The 17,900-nt window shown below is 62.8% G+C and carries 26 protein-coding genes; 2 read left to right on the top strand and 24 right to left on the bottom strand.

All coding sequences use genetic code 11. The annotated features are described in order from the left end of the window. Window positions 1-5: 5 nt before the first annotated feature. Complete coding sequence (locus tag ASG86_RS11870; protein WP_056334287.1) at window positions 6-1,355, top strand: ABC transporter substrate-binding protein; 1,350 nt, start codon at window positions 6-8, stop codon at window positions 1,353-1,355. Window positions 1,356-1,443: 88 nt separating this feature from the next. Here the strand turns inward: ASG86_RS11870 and map are convergent, their stop codons facing one another. The 23 genes from map to rpsJ form a co-directional block, all read right to left on the bottom strand. After that, window positions 1,444-2,271 (bottom strand): type I methionyl aminopeptidase, encoded by an 828-nt coding sequence (gene map, locus ASG86_RS11865; RefSeq protein WP_056334283.1) that lies wholly within the window; start codon window positions 2,269-2,271, stop codon window positions 1,444-1,446. Between the two features lie 71 nt (window positions 2,272-2,342). Continuing rightward, window positions 2,343-2,912: an adenylate kinase gene (locus ASG86_RS11860; RefSeq protein ID WP_200830555.1), complete on the bottom strand. Its 570-nt coding sequence runs from the start codon at window positions 2,910-2,912 to the stop codon at window positions 2,343-2,345. 5 nt (window positions 2,913-2,917) lie between these two features. After that, entirely contained in the window at window positions 2,918-4,228 is a 1,311-nt protein-coding gene (gene secY, locus ASG86_RS11855; RefSeq protein WP_056334276.1) for a preprotein translocase subunit SecY, read from the bottom strand. Window positions 4,229-4,439: 211 nt separating this feature from the next. Next, a complete protein-coding gene (gene rplO / locus ASG86_RS11850) occupies window positions 4,440-4,925 on the bottom strand; it encodes a 50S ribosomal protein L15 (RefSeq protein WP_056334273.1) in 486 nt (161 codons plus the stop codon). After that, window positions 4,926-5,132 (bottom strand): 50S ribosomal protein L30, encoded by a 207-nt coding sequence (gene rpmD / locus ASG86_RS11845; protein WP_009358731.1) that lies wholly within the window; start codon window positions 5,130-5,132, stop codon window positions 4,926-4,928. A gap of 2 nt (window positions 5,133-5,134) precedes the next feature. Further along, a complete protein-coding gene (rpsE, locus tag ASG86_RS11840; protein WP_056334270.1) occupies window positions 5,135-5,851 on the bottom strand; it encodes a 30S ribosomal protein S5 in 717 nt (238 codons plus the stop codon). Further along, complete coding sequence (rplR, locus tag ASG86_RS11835; RefSeq protein ID WP_056334267.1) at window positions 5,848-6,231, bottom strand: 50S ribosomal protein L18; 384 nt, start codon at window positions 6,229-6,231, stop codon at window positions 5,848-5,850. Before rplR ends, rpsE begins: the two co-directional genes overlap by 4 nt. A 2-nt stretch (window positions 6,232-6,233) precedes the next feature. Continuing rightward, complete coding sequence (gene rplF, locus ASG86_RS11830; RefSeq protein ID WP_056334264.1) at window positions 6,234-6,770, bottom strand: 50S ribosomal protein L6; 537 nt, start codon at window positions 6,768-6,770, stop codon at window positions 6,234-6,236. 18 nt (window positions 6,771-6,788) lie between these two features. Beyond that, window positions 6,789-7,187 (bottom strand): 30S ribosomal protein S8, encoded by a 399-nt coding sequence (gene rpsH / locus ASG86_RS11825; RefSeq protein ID WP_056334260.1) that lies wholly within the window; start codon window positions 7,185-7,187, stop codon window positions 6,789-6,791. Between the two features lie 82 nt (window positions 7,188-7,269). Then, complete coding sequence (rplE, locus tag ASG86_RS11820) at window positions 7,270-7,851, bottom strand: 50S ribosomal protein L5 (RefSeq protein WP_056334257.1); 582 nt, start codon at window positions 7,849-7,851, stop codon at window positions 7,270-7,272. Continuing rightward, on the bottom strand, window positions 7,851-8,213 hold the full coding sequence (rplX, locus tag ASG86_RS11815; RefSeq protein WP_015937845.1) for a 50S ribosomal protein L24: 363 nt from the start codon (window positions 8,211-8,213) through the stop codon (window positions 7,851-7,853). The genes rplE and rplX overlap by 1 nt, the downstream gene beginning before the upstream one ends. A 3-nt stretch (window positions 8,214-8,216) precedes the next feature. Then, window positions 8,217-8,585, bottom strand: coding sequence for a 50S ribosomal protein L14 (gene rplN, locus ASG86_RS11810; RefSeq protein ID WP_003803789.1), 369 nt, complete (start codon window positions 8,583-8,585; stop codon window positions 8,217-8,219). A gap of 791 nt (window positions 8,586-9,376) precedes the next feature. Then, window positions 9,377-9,682 (bottom strand): 30S ribosomal protein S17, encoded by a 306-nt coding sequence (gene rpsQ, locus ASG86_RS11805; protein ID WP_018769137.1) that lies wholly within the window; start codon window positions 9,680-9,682, stop codon window positions 9,377-9,379. After that, on the bottom strand, window positions 9,679-10,008 hold the full coding sequence (gene rpmC, locus ASG86_RS21130) for a 50S ribosomal protein L29 (RefSeq protein WP_018769136.1): 330 nt from the start codon (window positions 10,006-10,008) through the stop codon (window positions 9,679-9,681). Before rpmC ends, rpsQ begins: the two co-directional genes overlap by 4 nt. Before the next feature lie 2 nt (window positions 10,009-10,010). Then, entirely contained in the window at window positions 10,011-10,427 is a 417-nt protein-coding gene (gene rplP, locus ASG86_RS11795) for a 50S ribosomal protein L16 (RefSeq protein ID WP_015937848.1), read from the bottom strand. After that, a complete protein-coding gene (gene rpsC, locus ASG86_RS11790; RefSeq protein ID WP_056334253.1) occupies window positions 10,428-11,258 on the bottom strand; it encodes a 30S ribosomal protein S3 in 831 nt (276 codons plus the stop codon). Further along, window positions 11,259-11,624 carry a 50S ribosomal protein L22 gene (gene rplV / locus ASG86_RS11785; protein ID WP_009358304.1) on the bottom strand — a complete coding sequence of 122 codons (366 nt, stop codon included), beginning with the start codon at window positions 11,622-11,624 and terminating at the stop codon, window positions 11,259-11,261. Window positions 11,625-11,662: 38 nt separating this feature from the next. Then, the gene (gene rpsS, locus ASG86_RS11780; RefSeq protein WP_003803803.1) at window positions 11,663-11,944 is read right to left on the bottom strand and encodes a 30S ribosomal protein S19; all 282 of its coding nucleotides are present in this window, start codon (window positions 11,942-11,944) and stop codon (window positions 11,663-11,665) included. Window positions 11,945-11,956: 12 nt separating this feature from the next. Further along, window positions 11,957-12,796, bottom strand: coding sequence for a 50S ribosomal protein L2 (gene rplB / locus ASG86_RS11775; RefSeq protein ID WP_026264302.1), 840 nt, complete (start codon window positions 12,794-12,796; stop codon window positions 11,957-11,959). Window positions 12,797-12,825: 29 nt separating this feature from the next. After that, entirely contained in the window at window positions 12,826-13,131 is a 306-nt protein-coding gene (rplW, locus tag ASG86_RS11770; protein WP_011692807.1) for a 50S ribosomal protein L23, read from the bottom strand. Beyond that, entirely contained in the window at window positions 13,128-13,748 is a 621-nt protein-coding gene (gene rplD / locus ASG86_RS11765) for a 50S ribosomal protein L4 (RefSeq protein WP_018769134.1), read from the bottom strand. Before rplD ends, rplW begins: the two co-directional genes overlap by 4 nt. A 4-nt stretch (window positions 13,749-13,752) precedes the next feature. Next, window positions 13,753-14,403 carry a 50S ribosomal protein L3 gene (gene rplC, locus ASG86_RS11760; RefSeq protein ID WP_013601833.1) on the bottom strand — a complete coding sequence of 217 codons (651 nt, stop codon included), beginning with the start codon at window positions 14,401-14,403 and terminating at the stop codon, window positions 13,753-13,755. A gap of 17 nt (window positions 14,404-14,420) precedes the next feature. Next, on the bottom strand, window positions 14,421-14,729 hold the full coding sequence (rpsJ, locus tag ASG86_RS11755; protein WP_003803825.1) for a 30S ribosomal protein S10: 309 nt from the start codon (window positions 14,727-14,729) through the stop codon (window positions 14,421-14,423). Window positions 14,730-15,136: 407 nt separating this feature from the next. On the opposite strand from rpsJ, the gene ASG86_RS11750 reads away from it, so the two are divergent. Next, a complete protein-coding gene (locus ASG86_RS11750; RefSeq protein ID WP_056334250.1) occupies window positions 15,137-16,573 on the top strand; it encodes a GH1 family beta-glucosidase in 1,437 nt (478 codons plus the stop codon). Window positions 16,574-16,609: 36 nt separating this feature from the next. On the opposite strand, the gene ASG86_RS11745 is transcribed toward ASG86_RS11750, so the two are convergent. Further along, complete coding sequence (locus ASG86_RS11745; protein WP_056334247.1) at window positions 16,610-17,860, bottom strand: Nramp family divalent metal transporter; 1,251 nt, start codon at window positions 17,858-17,860, stop codon at window positions 16,610-16,612. Window positions 17,861-17,900 lie beyond the last annotated feature (40 nt).

Here is a 17,900-nt window from a genome sequence, read left to right as displayed (position 1 = left end):
CTGTCATGACACTGCACCTGGACCGGAGGCATTTCCTGGGCCTGGCAGGGGTATCCGCCTCTGCCGCTGCCCTTGCCGCATGCGGCGGACCTTCCACAACCGGCGGCGGCCAGGCTACCTCCCAGGCGGCCGAGATCGACTTCAAGGACGTGAAGCCGGCGGCCAAGATCGACTTCTGGTCCAGCCACCCTGGCCAGTCGCAGGACGTGGAAAAGAGCCTGATCGAGAAATTCCACGCCAAGAACCCGGACATCACGGTCAACCTGGTGACCGCCGGGGCCAACTACGAGGAAATCGCGCAGAAGTTCCAGACCGCCCAGGCGGCAAAGTCGGGCCTGCCGGGTGTGGTGGTCCTGTCCGACGTCTGGTGGTTCCGCTACTACACCAACGGCAGCATCATTCCCGTTGACGGCCTGATCAAGCAGCTGGACATGAGGATGGACGACTTCCAGCAGTCGCTGGTGAATGACTACAAGTACGACAACAAGCAGTGGGCGCTGCCGTACGGCCGGTCAACGCCGCTGTTCTACTACAACAAGGACCATTTCGCGGCGGCGGGCCTTCCGGACCGGGCACCGAAGACCTGGGACGAATTCAGCCAGTGGGCTCCCAAACTGAAGGCCAGTTCGGGCGCGCAGTACGCCTACATCTATCCCGCCCTCGCCGGGTACGCGGGCTGGACACTGCAGAACATGCTGTGGGGCTGGGGCGGCGGCTGGTCCAAGGAATGGGACATCACGTGCAACTCCACCGAGTCCGTGGCCGCGCTGCAGTGGGCGCAGGATTCGATCTACAAGGACAAGTGGGCCGGCGTCTCGTCCAAGGAAGCCGCTGATGACTTCTCTGCCGGCCTGACGTCCACCACCATCTCCTCCACCGGTTCGCTGCTGGGCATCCTGAAGTCCGCCAAGTTCAATGTGGGCGTTGGTTTCCTGCCGGGTGGGCCCAAGGCGCAGTCAAACGTGTGCCCCACAGGCGGCGCGGGCCTGGGGATTCCCAGCGGCATCACCAAAGAGGAGCAGCTCGCGGCCGGAAAGTTCCTGGACTTCGTCACTCAGCCGGCCAGCACGGCTGAGTTCTCTGCAGCCACCGGCTACATGCCCACCCGCAAGTCGGCGGACATGGCGGCCGTCCTGGCCAAGACGCCGCAGATCAAGACCGCCATGGACCAGCTCTCAGTAACAAAGGTCCAGGACAACGCCCGGGTGTTCCTGCCCGGCGCCGATCAGGAAATGGCAAAGGCTGCCGCGAAGATCCTCACCCAGCAGGGCGACGTTAAGTCCACCATGACGGACCTGAAGAACACGCTGCAGAGCATCTACGACCGCGACGTGAAGCCGAAGCTGAAGTCCTGACACCTGCCCCAACTGAGTAGCGCCAGGTGTCGTTTTGACGGATCAAAACGACACCTGGCGCTACCTGGTTGGGCTGCCGGGCCCCAAACTACGGGATCGGCACCGGGGTGACGCCGAGGGGCACCAGGTGCTCCGCGCCGCCGTCGGGCGCTGACAGCACCCAGATGCCCTTTTCATGCACGGCCACGGAGTGCTCCCACTGGCAGGACCGCTTGCCGTCAGTGGTGACCACGGTCCAGTCGTCGTCCAGGACTGCGGTGTCAATGCTGCCCCGCACCAGCATGGGCTCAATGGCCAGGCACAGGCCCGGCTTGATCTTTGGACCGCGGTGGTTGGTGCGGTAGTTCAGGACATCCGGGGCCATGTGCATCTCGGAACCGATGCCGTGGCCCACGTAGTCCTCCAGGATGCCCAACGGCTTGCCCGGAACGGATGAGACGTAGTCGTCGATGGCGGCGCCAATGTCCCCCACATGGGTGCCGGTGGCCAGCGCCGCGATCCCCCGCCACATGGCTGCCCGGGTGACGTCGGAGAGCCGCTGGTCCTCGGGGTCCGCGGTTCCCACGATCACCGTGCGCGCGGAGTCCGAGTGCCAGCCGTTGACGATCGCGCCGCCGTCGATGGAGATGATGTCGCCGTCCTGCAGGACGCGGCTGCCGGGGATGCCGTGCACCACTTCCTCGTTGACGGACGTGCAGATGGTGGCCGGGAAGCCGTGGTAGCCCAGGAAGTTGGACTTGGCGCCCGCCTCGTTGAGGACGGCGGCAAAGACGTCGTCCAGGTGCTTGGTGGTAACCCCCGGCACCGCGGCGGCAACGGCTGCATCCAGTGCACGGCTGAGGACCAGGCCGGCCTCGTGCATGGTGCGCATCTGGGCGTTGTTCTTGAATTCGATCCGGGGCTGGCCGAAGGCCATGGTGTTTCCTTTCAAATGGCTGAGGCTCCTCCCGGATGCCGGGAGGAGCCTCAATAAACCGGGCGCCTTGGTCAGGCTGCCTGTGCGGCCTTGATGGCCTGCATCACGCGGTTGGTAACTTCGTCGATGGGACCGATTCCGTCAACCTGGGTGAGGATGCCGCGCTCGGCGTACTTCGCCACCACGGCTTCGGTCTGCTCGTGGTAGAGGTCCAGGCGGTGGCGGATGACGGCTTCGTTGTCGTCGCTCCGGCCCGTTTCCTTGGCCCGGCCGAGCAGCCGGTGCACCAGTTCCTCGTCATCGGCGGTCAGCTGCAGGACCACGTCGAGCTTCTCGTCGCCATCGGCGAGGATCTCGTCAAGGTAATCCACCTGCGCGGTGGTGCGCGGGTAGCCGTCCAGCAGGAAGCCGTTTTCGACGTCGGACTCGCCCAGGCGGTCGCGGACCATCTTGTTGGTCACGCTGTCCGGAACAAAGTCCCCGTTGTCCATGTACTTCTTGGCCTCGAGGCCCAGCGGAGTTTCACCCTTCACGTTGGCACGGAAGATGTCGCCGGTAGAGATGGCCACAACGCCGAGGCGTTCTGAAATCCGCTCTGCCTGCGTTCCTTTTCCGGAACCGGGAGGTCCAATAATCAGCATTCTCGTCATCGCAAAAGCCCTTCGTAGTGACGTTGTTGTAGCTGCGCATCAATCTGCTTTACGGTCTCCAAACCAACGCCCACCATGATCAGGATCGAGGTGCCACCGAACGGGAAGTTCTGGTTCGCGTTGATCAGTACCAGTGCCACCAGCGGGATCAGTGCCACGAAGCCCAGGTAGAGGGCGCCGGGCAGGGTGATCCGCGAGAGCACGTACTGCAGGTAATCAGCGGTCGGCCTGCCGGCGCGGATACCTGGAATGAAGCCGCCGTACTTCTTCATGTTGTCTGAGACTTCTTCAGGGTTGAAGGTAATCGCGACGTAGAAGTAGGTAAAGAACACGATCAGGACGAAGTAAACCGCCATGTAGATCGGGTGGTCACCGCGGGTGAGGTTGTTGTTGATCCACTCAACCCACGGTTGCATTGGCTCGCCGTTCCGGGGCTGGTTGAACTGAGCGATCAGCCCGGGAAGGTAGAGCATGGAGGAAGCGAAGATCACCGGAATGACACCGGCCATGTTCACCTTGATGGGAATGTAGGTGCTGGTGCCGCCCACGGTGCGCCGGCCGATCATCCGCTTGGCGTACTGGACGGGAACGCGCCGCTGCGACTGCTCCACGAAGACAACCAGCGCCACGGTGAGCAGGCCTACGGCCAGGACAATGAAGAACGTCCCGGGGCCCTGCGAGGTCCAGATGGCACCCAGCGAGGTGGGGAACTGCGCGGCGATGGAGGTGAAGATGAGCAGCGACATGCCGTTGCCCACGCCCTTCTCCGTGACGAGCTCGCCCATCCACATGATCAGGCCGGTGCCGGCCGTCAGCGTGATGATGATCAGGATGGTGGTGATGATGCTGGTATCCGGGATGATCGGGAGCTGGCAGCCGGGAAGCAACTGCCCGGAGCGGGCCAGCGATACCAGGGTGGTGGCGTTGAGCAGGCCCAGCGCGATGGTGAGGTAGCGGGTGTACTGGGTCAGCTTGGACTGGCCCGACGCGCCCTCTTCGTAGAGCTGCTGGAACCGGGGAATGACCACCCGGAGCAGCTGGACGATGATGCTCGCCGTGATGTAGGGCATGATGCCCAGGGCGAAGATGGACACCTGGAGCAGCGCACCGCCGCTGAAGAGGTTAACGAGCTGGTACAGCCCGCCGGCGGTCTGACCGTTCTGCAAGCATTGCTGGACATTCTGGTAGTTCACACCGGGCGAGGGAATGAAAGCACCCAAGCGGAATATGGTGATGATTCCCAGCGTGAACAACAACTTGCGTCGCAGATCAGGCGTGCGAAAGGCCCGGCCAAATGCGCTAAGCAAGCGTCCTCCTGTGGTGTCAATAAGAGTGGGGTGGCGGAACTTGATAAATCCCGACAACCGAGTCTAACGGTTCAATGTGCCGTGCGAACAATCCGAGCCGGCGCCGATGCGCCGGAAGGCGGGAAAAATACGCCCGGTGGATATGGAAAACTCCCGGTATCCGGGGCCGAAGCCCATGGATACCGGGAGTTTCAACAGCTGGCGCCGTCCCTTAGAGGGCGGTGGTGCTTCCGCCTGCTGCAGCAATCTTTTCAGCGGCACTGGCCGAGAATGCGTGGGCGGTGACGTCAACCTTGACGGTGATGTCGCCGGTGCCCAGCACCTTGACGGGCTGGTTCTTGCGAACGGCACCCTTTTCGACCAGGTTCTCCACGGTGACTGCGCCACCTTCCGGGAACAGCTCGCTGAGCTTGTCCAGGTTTACAACCTGGAACTCAACCCGGAACGGGTTCTTGAAGCCACGCAGCTTCGGCAGGCGCATGTGCAGCGGCAGCTGGCCGCCGGCAAAGCCAGCCTTCACCTGGTAGCGGGCAGCAGTACCCTTGGTACCGCGACCGGCGGTCTTACCCTTGGATGCCTCACCACGACCAACACGGGTCTTGGCGGTCTTGGCACCCGGAGCGGGACGCAGGTGGTGAACCTTCAGGGCGTTCTGCTTCTCAGCAGCCTGTGCCTTATCAGCAGTGTTCTCTGCCATTTACTTCGCCTCCTCTACCTTTACCAGGTGCGGAACCGTGTTGAGCATGCCAACGGTCACGGCATCGGCGGTGCGGACAACGGTGTGTCCGATCCGCTTCAGGCCGAGGGACCGCAGGGTGTCGCGCTGGTTCTGCTTGCCGCCAATGGCGGACTTGATCTGAGTGATCTCCAACTGAGCGTCGGAGGGGACCAGGTTCTTAGCCATGACTAAACACCTGCCTTCGGAGCCAGGAGAGCCTTCACCAGTGCAGCCGGAGCGATCTCGTCCAGCGGCAGGCCGCGGCGTGCTGCCACTGCTGCCGGCTCTTCGAGGCGCTTCAGTGCATCAACGGTCGCGTGAACGATGTTGATGGCGTTGGAGGAACCGAGCGACTTGGAGAGGATGTCGTGGATGCCCACGCACTCCAGTACTGCACGGACCGGACCACCGGCGATAACACCGGTACCGGCGGAAGCCGGACGCAGCATTACGACGCCGGCAGCGGCTTCACCCTGAACGCGGTGCGGGATGGTGTTGCCAACGCGGGGAACGCGGAAGAAGGACTTCTTGGCCTCTTCAACGCCCTTGGCGATAGCAGCGGGAACTTCCTTGGCCTTGCCGTAGCCCACGCCGACCATGCCGTTACCGTCACCAACGACGACCAGTGCGGTGAAGCTGAAGCGACGACCACCCTTGACGACCTTGGAAACGCGGTTGATGGTGACAACGCGCTCTACGAACTGGTTCTTTTCGGCTTCACGGCCACCGTCGCGGCCGCCACGGCCACCGCGGTCGCCACGGCCCTGGCCGCGGTCGCCACGCTCGCCGCGACGGGCGCCACCACGGCGGTCGTCGGCAGCGGGGGCAGTGGTCTCAGCAGCGGCGGCCTCGGGGGCCTTCTGATCTGCAGACACAGTGTCCTTTTCGTTGTTTGCTTCGGTCACAGTGACAGCCCACCTTCGCGTGCACCGTCGGCGACGGCGGCAATGCGGCCGTGGTACTTGTTGCCACCACGGTCGAACACGACAGCCTCGACGCCGGCAGCCTTGGCACGTTCGGCAACGAGCTCGCCAACGCGCTTGGCCTTGGCGGTCTTGTCACCGTCGAATGCACGAAGGTCGGCTTCCAGGGTGGATGCGCTTGCTACGGTCTGGCCAATGCTGTCATCGACAACCTGGACAAATACGTGGCGTGCGGAGCGGTTGACCACCAGGCGGGGGCGGACAGCCGTACCGGAAATGCGCTTGCGGATACGAAGCTGGCGGCGGCTGCGGGCAGCAGCCTTGCTCTTGTTCGTACGCTTCTTGTTAATGGAGATGGCCATGGTTACTTACCAGCCTTTCCGACCTTGCGGCGGATGACTTCGCCGGCGTAACGGATACCCTTGCCCTTGTACGGGTCAGGCTTCCGCAGCTTACGAATGTTGGCAGCAACTTCGCCGACCTGCTGCTTATTGATACCTGAGACAGAGAGCTTGGTCGGTCCCTCTACTGCAAAGGTGATGCCGGCCGGAGCTGCAACGCTGACCGGGTGGCTGAAGCCGAGAGCGAACTCAAGGTCAGATCCCTTGGCCTGAACGCGGTAACCGGTACCAACGATTTCAAGCTTCTTCTCGTAGCCTGCGGTGACGCCCTGGATCATGTTGGCGATCAGGGTGCGGGTCAGGCCGTGGAGTGAACGGGAGGCGCGCTCGTCGTTCGGGCGGCTGACGGTCAGGGTGTTCTCGTCCAGGGCAACCTCGATCGGGCTGGCCACAGTGTGGCTCAGCTCGCCCTTGGAACCCTTGACGCTGACGACAGAGCCGTCAACCTTGACCTCAACGCCGGCAGGAACGGTGATGGGGAGACGTCCAATACGTGACATTATTCTCTTCCTTTCCCGTTACCAGACGTACGCGAGGACTTCGCCGCCCACGCCCTTCTTGCCGGCCTGCTTGTCAGTCAGGAGGCCGGAAGAGGTGGACAGGATTGCGATACCCAGGCCACCGAGCACGTGAGGCAGGTTGGTGGACTTCGCGTAAACGCGGAGACCCGGCTTGGAGATACGGCGTACACCGGCGATGGAACGCTCGCGGTTCGGACCGAACTTGAGTTCGAGGGTCAGCTTCTTGCCAACCTCAGCGTCCACTTCCTTCCAGCCGGCGATGAAACCTTCGGCCTTGAGGATGTCGGCAACGCGTGCCTTGAGCTTGCTGTAAGGCATAGACACGGAGTCGTGGTATGCCGAGTTTGCGTTACGCAGGCGCGTAAGCATATCTGCGACAGGATCTGTCATTGTCATGTGGGCTCATGCCCTTCCTCGTAACGGTTTCCGCCGTTCCGTCCTTGACGGAGCGGAGCGGCCGGACCTTTTACGTAGTTAATTAAGCTTCGGTTTTGAACGGGAAACCAAGCGCCTTGAGCAGCGCGCGGCCTTCGTCGTCGGTCTTGGCGGTGGTGACGACCGTGATGTCCATACCGCGGACGCGGTCGATCTTGTCCTGGTCGATTTCGTGGAACATAACCTGCTCGGTCAGACCGAAGGTGTAGTTGCCGTTGCCATCGAACTGCTTGCCGCTGAGGCCGCGGAAGTCGCGGATACGGGGCAGTGCAAGGGTGACCAGGCGGTCCACGAATTCCCACATACGGTCGCCACGCAGGGTTGCGTGTGCACCGATGGGCATGCCTTCGCGCAGCTTGAACTGTGCGATCGACTTGCGGGCCTTGGTAACCTGCGGCTTCTGACCGGTGATCTGGGTGAGGTCGCGGACGGCGCCGTCGATCAGCTTGGAGTCCTTGGCGGCATCTCCAACACCCATGTTCACAACAACCTTGACCAGACGGGGAACCTGGTTCACGTTGGCGTACTTGAACTCATCCTGGAGCTGGCCCTTGATGGTGTCGGCGTACTTGGTCTTCAGACGAGGAACGATCTTCGTTGCCGGAGTCTCGAGAGTCTCAGTCATTAGATGTCCTTCCCGGAGCTCTTGGACACGCGGATGCGAACGGTCTTCTTGACGCCGTTCTTCTCCACGGTGTCGAGGCGGAAGCCCACGCGGGTCGGCTTCTTGGTCGACGGGTCAACCAGGGCCACGTTGGAAATGTGGATCGGGGCCTCTACGACCTCGATGCCGCCGGTCTTGGTGCCGCGCTGCGACTGTCCAACACGGGTGTGCTTGGTGACGCGGTTGATACCCTCAACCAGCACGCGGTTGGTGTCGGTGAATACGCGCAGAACCTTGCCCTGCTTGCCGCGGTCGCCGCCGCGCTCCGCCTTGGCGCCAGTGATGACCTGAACCAGGTCACCCTTCTTGATCTTTGCAGCCATGGACTAGAGCACCTCCGGAGCCAGAGAAACGATCTTCATGAACTTCTTGTCACGCAGTTCACGACCAACCGGTCCGAAGATACGGGTACCGCGGGGGTCACCGTCGTTCTTCAGGATCACAGCTGCGTTCTCGTCAAACTTGATGTAGGAACCATCCGCACGGCGGCGTTCCTTCTTGGTACGGACGATGACGGCCTTAACCACATCGCCCTTCTTTACGTTGCCGCCCGGGATTGCATCCTTGACGGTGGCGACAATGACGTCACCAATGCCTGCGTAGCGACGGCCGGATCCACCGAGAACGCGAATGGTAAGGATTTCCTTAGCACCCGTGTTGTCGGCGACCTTCAGTCGCGACTCCTGCTGAATCACTATTTACTCCTTGCGTCGCGCCGGTTCTCAGGCCGTGGTCTTGCTACGGAATGAGCCTTGCGGAACGGTTGATCGGGGTGTCTCTTGACCTGCCTGGATTTTGCCAGACCAGGCCTAAACGCCCGTGCCAGAAGCAGTTGCTCCCATCCGGTCCGGGACGGATCCCGGGCGCACAGGGGCACTATGCTGTGGCACGCTTGTTTACGAGGTTGATGATGGCGCGCGAAAGGCGCCATACAAACTCAATATCCTAGCACGTTTTCCGCCAGTCCCCATATCACCACCGTCCCCTGCCCTGCAAAACGGAAGCACCAGTCCGGCAAGACGGACGACGGCGCAACGCACGGCAGTCTTTCAGCGCGCCCTGGGTGCCACTCCCCCGCCAGCCCGGGCCCCGCCGTCGTCCGCCCGCTCACATTTGGCATCCCACAACCCAACGCCCGCTCACATTTGGCAGCCCCCAACCCAACGCCCGCTCACATCAATTCCGCTTTTTAAGAGTTATGGCAGGAAAGTGAGCGGGCGTCGGGGGAACCCTCGCCAGACATGAGCGGGCGTCCAAGGAAAAGGCGTCAGAAATGAGCGGGCGTTTGTGTGGGGTGCACGACGGCGTCACGGACGGCAGTCTTTCGGCGCACCGGGGTGCCACTCCCCCGCCAACCCGCGCCCCGCGGTCGGCCGCTGGCTCCAAAGCCGGCCTGGCGTGACGTGGGGGGGCAACCACACTGCCGGTTAAACGAGGAAGCCCCCGCTCCCGGAAGGGAGCAGGGGCAACAGCTAAGCAGCAGGTGCTACTTGGCCTTCTCGAGGATTTCCACGAGCCGCCAGTTCTTGGTGGCGGACAGCGGACGGGTCTCGGCGATGACTACGAGGTCGCCAATGCCGGCGGTGTTCTCTTCGTCGTGCGCCTTGACCTTGGAGGTGCGGCGGATGACCTTGCCGTACAGTGCGTGCTTCACGCGGTCTTCAACCTCGACAACAATGGTCTTTTCCATCTTGTCGGAGACCACGTAGCCGCGACGGGTCTTGCGGTAACCGCGCTGCCCAGCCTTGGCTGCGGTAGCAGTTTCGGTCACGTTCTGGTCCTTTTCACTCACTTGGCGTCCTCCTCGGTCTCAGCCTTTTCAGCCTTGTCGGCCTTCTTGGTTGAAGCCTTCTTGGACTTCTTTTCTTCCTTGGCTTCCACAACCGGTGCGGCAACCTCGGCACGAATGCCCAGCTCGCGTTCGCGGAGAACGGTGTAGATGCGGGCGATGTCCTTCTTTACCGCGCGCAGGCGACCGTGGTTCTCCAGCTGTCCGGTGGCGGACTGGAAACGCAGGTTGAACAGCTCTTCCTTGGCCTTGCGGAGTTCTTCAACGAGACGCTCGTTGTCGAAACCGTCCAGCTGTGCGGGAGCCAGATCCTTGGATCCTACTGCCATTTCTACTCACCACCTTCGCGACGCACAATGCGTGCCTTCAACGGCAGCTTGTGGATTGCCAGGCGCAGGGCCTCGCGAGCTACCTCTTCATTGACACCGGAGAGTTCGAAGAGAACCCGGCCCGGCTTTACGTTGGCGACCCACCATTCCGGTGAACCCTTACCGGAACCCATGCGGGTTTCGGCCGGCTTCTTGGTCAGGGGACGGTCCGGGTAGATGTTGATCCAGACCTTACCGCCACGCTTGATGTGGCGGGTCATCGCGATACGAGCGGACTCGATCTGACGGTTGGTGACGTATGCCGGGCTCAGTGCCTGGATACCCCACTCACCGAACGAGACCTCGGTGCCGCCCGTGGCAGCGCCGGAACGACCCGGGTGGTGCTGCTTACGGTGCTTGACTCGACGTGGGATAAGCATTTAAGCCTGTCCTCCTTCTACAGCAGCAGGTGCTGCTTCAGCTGCCGGTGCCTCGGCAGCAGGAGCTGCGTCAGCGGCCGGGCGGTCGTTGCGACGACGCCGGTCACCACGGTCAGCGCCACCCGGGCGGCCGGGACGGTCGCCACGGTTACCGCGGGACGGTGCGGCAGCAGCCTGTGCGGCCAGTTCCTTGGCGGTGACGTCACCCTTGTAGATCCAAACCTTCACACCGATGCGGCCGAAGGTGGTCTTGGCTTCGTAGAAGCCGTAGTCGATGTTCGCGCGGAGGGTGTGCAGGGGCACACGGCCTTCGCGGTAGAACTCCGAGCGGGACATTTCAGCGCCACCCAGGCGGCCCGAGCAGGCGATACGGATGCCCTTGGCACCTGCACGCTGTGCGGACTGCATGGCCTTCTTCATCGCACGGCGGAACGCCACGCGGGAAGTCAGCTGCTCTGCAACGCCCTGGGCCACAAGCTGGGCTTCCATCTCGGGGTTCTTGACCTCGAGGATGTTCAGCTGGACCTGCTTGCCGGTGAGCTTTTCGAGCTCGCCGCGGATGCGGTCTGCTTCTGCTCCACGGCGGCCGATGACGATGCCGGGACGGGCCGTGTGGATGTCCACGCGGACACGGTCACGGGTGCGCTCGATTTCGACCTTGGCGATACCGGCACGCTCCATGCCCGTGGACATGAGCTGGCGGATGCGGATGTCTTCGCGAACGAAGTCCTTATACCGCTGGCCGGCCTTGGTGCTGTCAGCGAACCAGTGCGATACGTGATCGGTGGTGATGCCGAGTCGGAACCCGTGCGGGTTTACTTTCTGTCCCACTTAGCGAGCCTCCTCTTTCTCCGGGGTAGCGACTACCACGGTGATGTGGCTGGTGCGCTTCTTGATCTGAAATGCACGACCCTGGGCACGCGGCTGGAACCGCTTCATGGTCGGGCCTTCATCAACAAACGCTTCGCTGATGATGAGGTCGCCTTCGTCAAACGCCACGCCGTCGCGGTCCGCGAGGACCCGGGCGTTGGAGATTGCCGACTGAACTACCTTGAATACCGGCTCCGAAGCTGCCTGGGGGGCAAACTTCAGAATTGCCAGAGCCTCATTCGCTTGCAATCCACGAACAAGGTTGACGACGCGCCGGGCCTTCATAGGCGTTACGCGGATGTGGCGCGCAATTGCCTTGGCTTCCATTGCTTTCCTTCTCTCGTCTTTGACGTAAACGCAGGCGCCTAGCGGCGCTTGCCCTTACGGTCGTCCTTGACATGGCCGCGGAATGTCCGCGTGGGAGCGAATTCGCCGAGCTTGTGCCCGACCATCGACTCAGTGACAAACACCGGGATGTGCTTGCGTCCGTCGTGCACGGCGATCGTGTGCCCGAGCATGTCGGGGATGATCATCGAACGGCGGGACCAGGTCTTGATGACGTTCTTGGTGCCCTTTTCGTTTTCCCTGGCTACCTTCACAAAGAGGTGCTGGTCAACGAAAGGACCTTTTTTCAGGCTGCGTGGCATGTGTCCAGGCTCCTATCGCTTGTTCTTGCCAGTACGACGGCGACGCACAATAAGCTTGTCGCTCTCTTTGTTGGGGCGGCGGGTGCGGCCTTCCCGCTTACCGTTCGGGTTGACGGGGTTACGTCCACCGGACGTCTTACCCTCGCCACCACCGTGCGGGTGGTCAACCGGGTTCATGGCAACACCACGGACGGTCGGGCGAACGCCCTTCCACCGCATACGGCCGGCCTTGCCCCAGTTGATGTTCGACTGCTCGGCGTTGCCCACCTCGCCGACGGTTGCGCGGCAGCGCACGTCAACGTTGCGGATTTCGCCGGAAGGCAGGCGCAGCTGGGCGAAGCGGCCTTCCTTGGCAACAAGCTGGATCGATGCGCCGGCGGAGCGGCCCATCTTGGCGCCGCCGCCGGGACGCAGCTCCACTGCGTGGATGACGGTACCCACCGGGATGTTGAGCAGCGGGAGGTTGTTACCGGGCTTGATGTCAGCACCGGCACCTGCCTCTACAACGTCACCCTGGGAGAGCTTGTTGGGAGCGATGATGTAACGCTTGGTGCCATCAACGTAGTGCAGGAGGGCGATGCGAGCCGTGCGGTTCGGATCGTACTCGATTTCGGCAACGCGGGCGTTGACGCCGTCCTTGTCGTGGCGACGGAAGTCGATCAGACGGTACTGGCGCTTGTGTCCACCACCCTTGTGACGGGTGGTGATCTTACCGGTGTTGTTACGGCCGCCCTTTTTGGGCAGCGGACGTACCAACGACTTTTCCGGCGTCGACCGCGTAATTTCGATGAAGTCCGCTACGCTCGAGCCACGACGGCCCGGGGTAGTCGGCTTGTACTTACGGATTCCCATAATTTATTTCCTCGTTAAAGTGGTCTCCGCTACGCGAGCGGACCGCCGAAGATGTCGATGGTGCCTTCTTTGAGGGTGACAATCGCACGCTTGGTGTTCTTGCGGGTACCCCATCCGAATTTGGTGCGCTTGCGCTTACCGGCACGGTTGATGGTGTTGATCGATTCGACCTTGACGGAGAAGATCTTCTCCACGGCCAGCTTGATCTCGGTCTTATTCGAACGGGGGTCCACCAGGAAGGTGTACTTGCCCTCGTCGATCAGGCCGTAGCTCTTTTCCGACACGACGGGTGCAAGCACGACGTCGCGGGGATCCTTGATGGTGGCTGCACTCACTTGGCATCCTCCTCGTTCTTAGCTGCCTTAGCGGCAACGAATGCGTCGTAGGCAGCCTTGGTGAAGACAACGTCATCAGAGACGAGAACGTCGTAGGTGTTCAGCTGGTCTACGTACAGAACGTGAACGCCGGCGAGGTTGCGCACGGACAGTGCGGCAACATCGTTATCGCGCTCGATGACGACCAGCAGGTTCTTGCGGTCGGAAACACCGCGGAGCGTTGCCAGTGCGGTCTTGGCGGAGGGCTTGGTGCCTTCAACCAGTTCTGCGACAACGTGGATACGACCGTTGCGTGCCCGGTCAGACAGTGCGCCGCGCAGTGCAGCAGCAATCATCTTCTTGGGGGTGCGCTGGCTGTAGTCACGCGGGGTGGGACCGTGGACAATGCCACCGCCGGTCATGTGCGGAGCACGGATTGAACCCTGACGGGCGCGGCCGGTGCCCTTCTGCTTGAACGGCTTGCGTCCTGCACCGGAAACTTCAGCGCGGGTCTTGGTCTTGTGGGTTCCCTGGCGGGCAGCAGCGAGCTGGGCAACGACAACCTGGTGCAGCAGCGGCACGTTGGTCTGAACGTCGAAGATCTCTGCAGGCAGGTCAACCTGGACAGTGTTAGCCATTGGATTAGGCTCCCTTCACGGCGGTGCGTACGAGGACGACCTGGCCGCGGGCGCCGGGAACGGCACCCTTGATAAGGAGCAGCGACTTCTCGACGTCAACCGCGTGGACCGTGAGGTTCAGCGTGGTGTGACGAACGGCGCCCATGCGGCCGGCCATTTTCATGCCCTTGAAGACGCGGCTCGGGGTGGATGCGCCACCGATTGAACCGGGCTTACGGTGGTTCTTGTGGGCACCGTGGGAAGCTCCAACACCGTGGAAGCCGTGACGCTTCATAACACCGGCGAAGCCCTTACCCTTGGTGGTGCCGATGACGTCGATCTTCTGGCCGGCTTCGAAGACCTCTACGGAGAGCTCCTGGCCCAGCTCGTACTCGGCAGCATCTGCGGTACGGAGTTCGACGACGTGGCGGCGAGGCGTGACGCCTGCCTTTTCAAAGTGACCAGCCAGCGGCTTGGTGACCTTGCGGGGATCGATCTGGCCGTAGCCGATCTGAACGGCGACGTAGCCATCAGCTTCTGCATTGCGCAGCTGGGTGATGACGTTCGAGTCTGCCTGGACCACAGTGACGGGGATGAGCTTGTTGTTCTCGTCCCAGACCTGGGTCATGCCGAGCTTCGTGCCCAGCAGGCCCTTTACGTTACGGGTTGCGGTCATAGTTTCTCAGCACCTCCCTACAGCTTGATTTCGATGTTCACGTCAGCCGGCAGGTCGAGACGCATGAGCGAGTCAACAGCCTTCGGCGTGGGATCGATGATGTCGATAAGACGCTTGTGCGTGCGCATTTCAAAGTGCTCGCGGCTGTCCTTGTACTTGTGCGGAGAGCGGATCACGCAGTACACGTTCTTCTCCGTCGGCAGCGGCACGGGGCCGACTACCGTTGCGCCTGCGCGCGTGACCGTCTCAACGATCTTCCGTGCTGAAACGTCAATGACCTCGTGGTCGTATGACTTCAGCCGGATGCGGATTTTTTGTCCCGCCATGTCGCCTGACTCTCTTTCAGTCTGTGCTTCCCCGGTTTAGGGCTGCCCTGTTCACTTACTCGTTGTATGGCTGCCGAAGCATTTGAGGTCGTAACCACCATCCGCCGCACAAGCTGAATCCGGATGACTCCGGGTTCCTCAACCTGCCGGCGCAACCGACCCCCGCGGTCGGGCGTGTCGCGCTGAACACGCATACAAATCCGCAATTCCATTGGGGTGGGTTATGTTTGGTCTTCAGCTTGGACCCTGCACCCGGCATTATCCGGATCGGGACGCGAAGAAGCGCTTGAACAACTCATCTAGTATGCCGGAAATCCGTGGCAGATGCGAATCGGCTCCCGGTCCGGCCTGGTCAAGGGCCATTGCAGCCCATTGCCGGGGACAGGAACGCGCTGGATGATAGGGGCATGACCCTCGAAGGCACTGAATCGGTGACGGAACTGGCCGGACGCGTGCCGCCGTCGTTCACTCTTGGCGTCGCGGCGGCGGCGTTCCAGATCGAAGGCGCGCTCAAGGCCGGTGGCCGTGGACCATCTGGCTGGGACGCCTTTGCGGAGAAACCTGGCGCCATCCAGGACGGTCACTCCCCCGCTGTGGCTTGCGATCACTACAACAGGTTCCCGGAGGACGTGGCATTGCTCAAGGAGCTGGGCGTCGACTCCTACCGGTTCTCGCTCTCCTGGCCGCGTATCCAGCCCGACGGTCGGGGCGGCTTCAATGCGGAGGGCCTGGACTTCTACGACCGGCTGATCGACCAGCTCCTCGAAGCCGGCATCTCCCCCATGGCAACGCTTTACCACTGGGACACCCCGTTGCCCCTGGAACACCGTGGCGGCTGGCTGAACCGGGAGACGGCAGAGCGGTTTGGCGAGTATGCCAGGGCCGCCGGCGAACGGTTCGGTGACCGGGTGGCGCAGTGGGTCACCCTTAACGAACCCGTTTCGGTCACCTTGAACGGATATGCCCTGGGCGTCCATGCGCCCGGGCGCCGGCTGATGTTCAACGCCCTTCCGTCCATCCACCACCAACTCCTGGCTCACGGGCTCGGTGTGCAGGCGCTGCGGGCGGCCGGAGTTTTGGGGGGCATCGGCCTGACCAACCTGCACTCGCCCGTCCGGCCCGCCAGCCGGAAGATCGGCGACCGACTGGTGGCCCATCTGTACGACCTGCTGGCCAACAGGATCTACGCCGACCCCGTCCTGCTGGGCCGGTACCCCACCTTGCCCTTGTACGCGAAGCCCTGGCTGCGTTCCCTCGGAAAAATCTCCGATGCCGACCTCCGCACCATCCACCAGCCGTTGGACTTCTACGGGCTCAACTACTATTTCCCGGTCAAGGTGGCCCTGGGCCCGGGCATCACGCCGATGCCTGCGGATATGCACAAGGAAGTGGCCAAGCTGCCCTTCCATGAGGTGGGCTACGCGGAGTTTGGCAGCACCGGATTTGGCTGGCCGGTGGCGCCGGACCATTTGGGAATCCTGCTGCAGGAAATGCGGGACCGGTACGGGGAGGCCCTCCCGCCGGTTTACATTACCGAGGGCGGTGCCAGCTTCCCTGAACCCGACCGTGTTGCCGGAACACTTGAGGACACCGACCGGGTGGAGTACCTGGCCGCGCATCTGGGAGCGGCACTGGATGCCACCGCTCCCGGCGGCAAGGCCGAGGGCGTTGACCTCCGGGGCTACTACGTCTGGACGCTGATGGACAACTTCGAGTGGGCAGCAGGCTACTCGCAGCGCTTTGGACTGGTGCACGTGGACTTCGAGACGCAGGAGCGGAGTCCCAAGCGGTCCTTCTACTGGTACCAGGCGTTGTCCAGGGCGCGGAGCCACCGCCGGGCGTAGTGCACGGCGGGGCGCGCCGGCCCCGGGTCCCCGCTGCTAACCCTGTCCCACCACCGTGAGGAAAATCAGGACGCAGTTCAGGCCGACGATCAGGGTGGCACTGGTCCATCCGGCGATCCGAAGCGGCTTCGAGTCGGCGTGGACCCCCATCACCTTGCGGCTGCCGGTGAGCCGGATCAATGGAATCAGGGCGAACGGAATGCCGAAACTCAGGAGAACCTGGCTGAGCACCAAAGCCAGTGTGGGTTCGATGCCGGCGCCGAGAACCGCCAGCGCGGGAATCAAGGTGACAGTCCGGCGGGCCAGCAACGGAATCCGCACCTTCAGCAGGCCGCCCATGATGGTGGCACCCGCGTAGCATCCCACCGATGTGGATGCCAGGCCGGATGCCAGGAGGCCCACCGCGAAGACGACGCCGATCACCGGCCCGAGCGCGGACGTCACCGCAGCGTGGGCACCGGCGATGGTGTCGGTTCCCTCCACGCCCCGAAGGCTGGAGGCAGCCAGCAGCAGCATGGCGATATTGACGACGCCGGCCAGCAGCAAAGCGCCGGCGACGTCCACGCGGGTGGTTCGGATCAGGCGGGTCCTGACGGCCGGATCTTCCGAGAAGCCATGGCGGTCTCGGGCCAGGGCCGAATGCAGGTAGATGGCGTGCGGCATGACGGTGGCACCGAGCATGCTCGCCGCGAGCAGAACCGTATCGGTTCCCTCGAACCGGGGCACCAGCCCGGCCAGGGCTCCCCCGGCGTCCGGCGGTGCGACGAAGAGGCCCGAAACGAACCCGACCGCAATCACGCCCAACAGGGTGAGGATGGCAAATTCGAAGGACTTTTGGCTGCGGTGCGACTGCAGCGTCAGCAGGAGCATGGACGCCAGCCCGATGATGACTCCGCCGGTCAGCAGCGGCAGGCCGAACAGCAGGTTGAGGGCCACTGCCCCGCCGATGACTTCGGCCATGTCCGTGGCTCCGGCAACGATCTCAGCCTGAACCCAGTAGGCGCGGCGGCGGCGCGTGCCAAGGCGCTGGCCGAGTATTTCCGGCAGGCTCATGCCGGTGGCGAGCCCGAGCTTGGCGGACTGGTACTGGATCAGCACGGCCATCCCGTTGGCAGCCACAAGGACCCACACCAGGAGGTACCCGAAGCTGGCGCCCGCGGTCAGGTTCGCGGCCACGTTGCCCGGGTCCACATACGCAATGGCGGCCACGAACGCGGGTCCGAGCAGCAGCAGGCGCGACCAGAGCCTGGTGGTGGCGGGTTCCGCCGTCATTGTTGAAACAGCCATCACGTAGTCCTCGTCGTTGCGGGCGTCGATACAACGAGGA

Source organism: Arthrobacter sp. Soil764 (assembly GCF_001428075.1).
Taxonomy (GTDB): Bacteria; Actinomycetota; Actinomycetes; order Actinomycetales; family Micrococcaceae; genus Arthrobacter.
The sequence above is the reverse complement of the archived record's forward strand: the minus strand, read 5'-3'. Positions and strand labels throughout refer to the sequence as shown.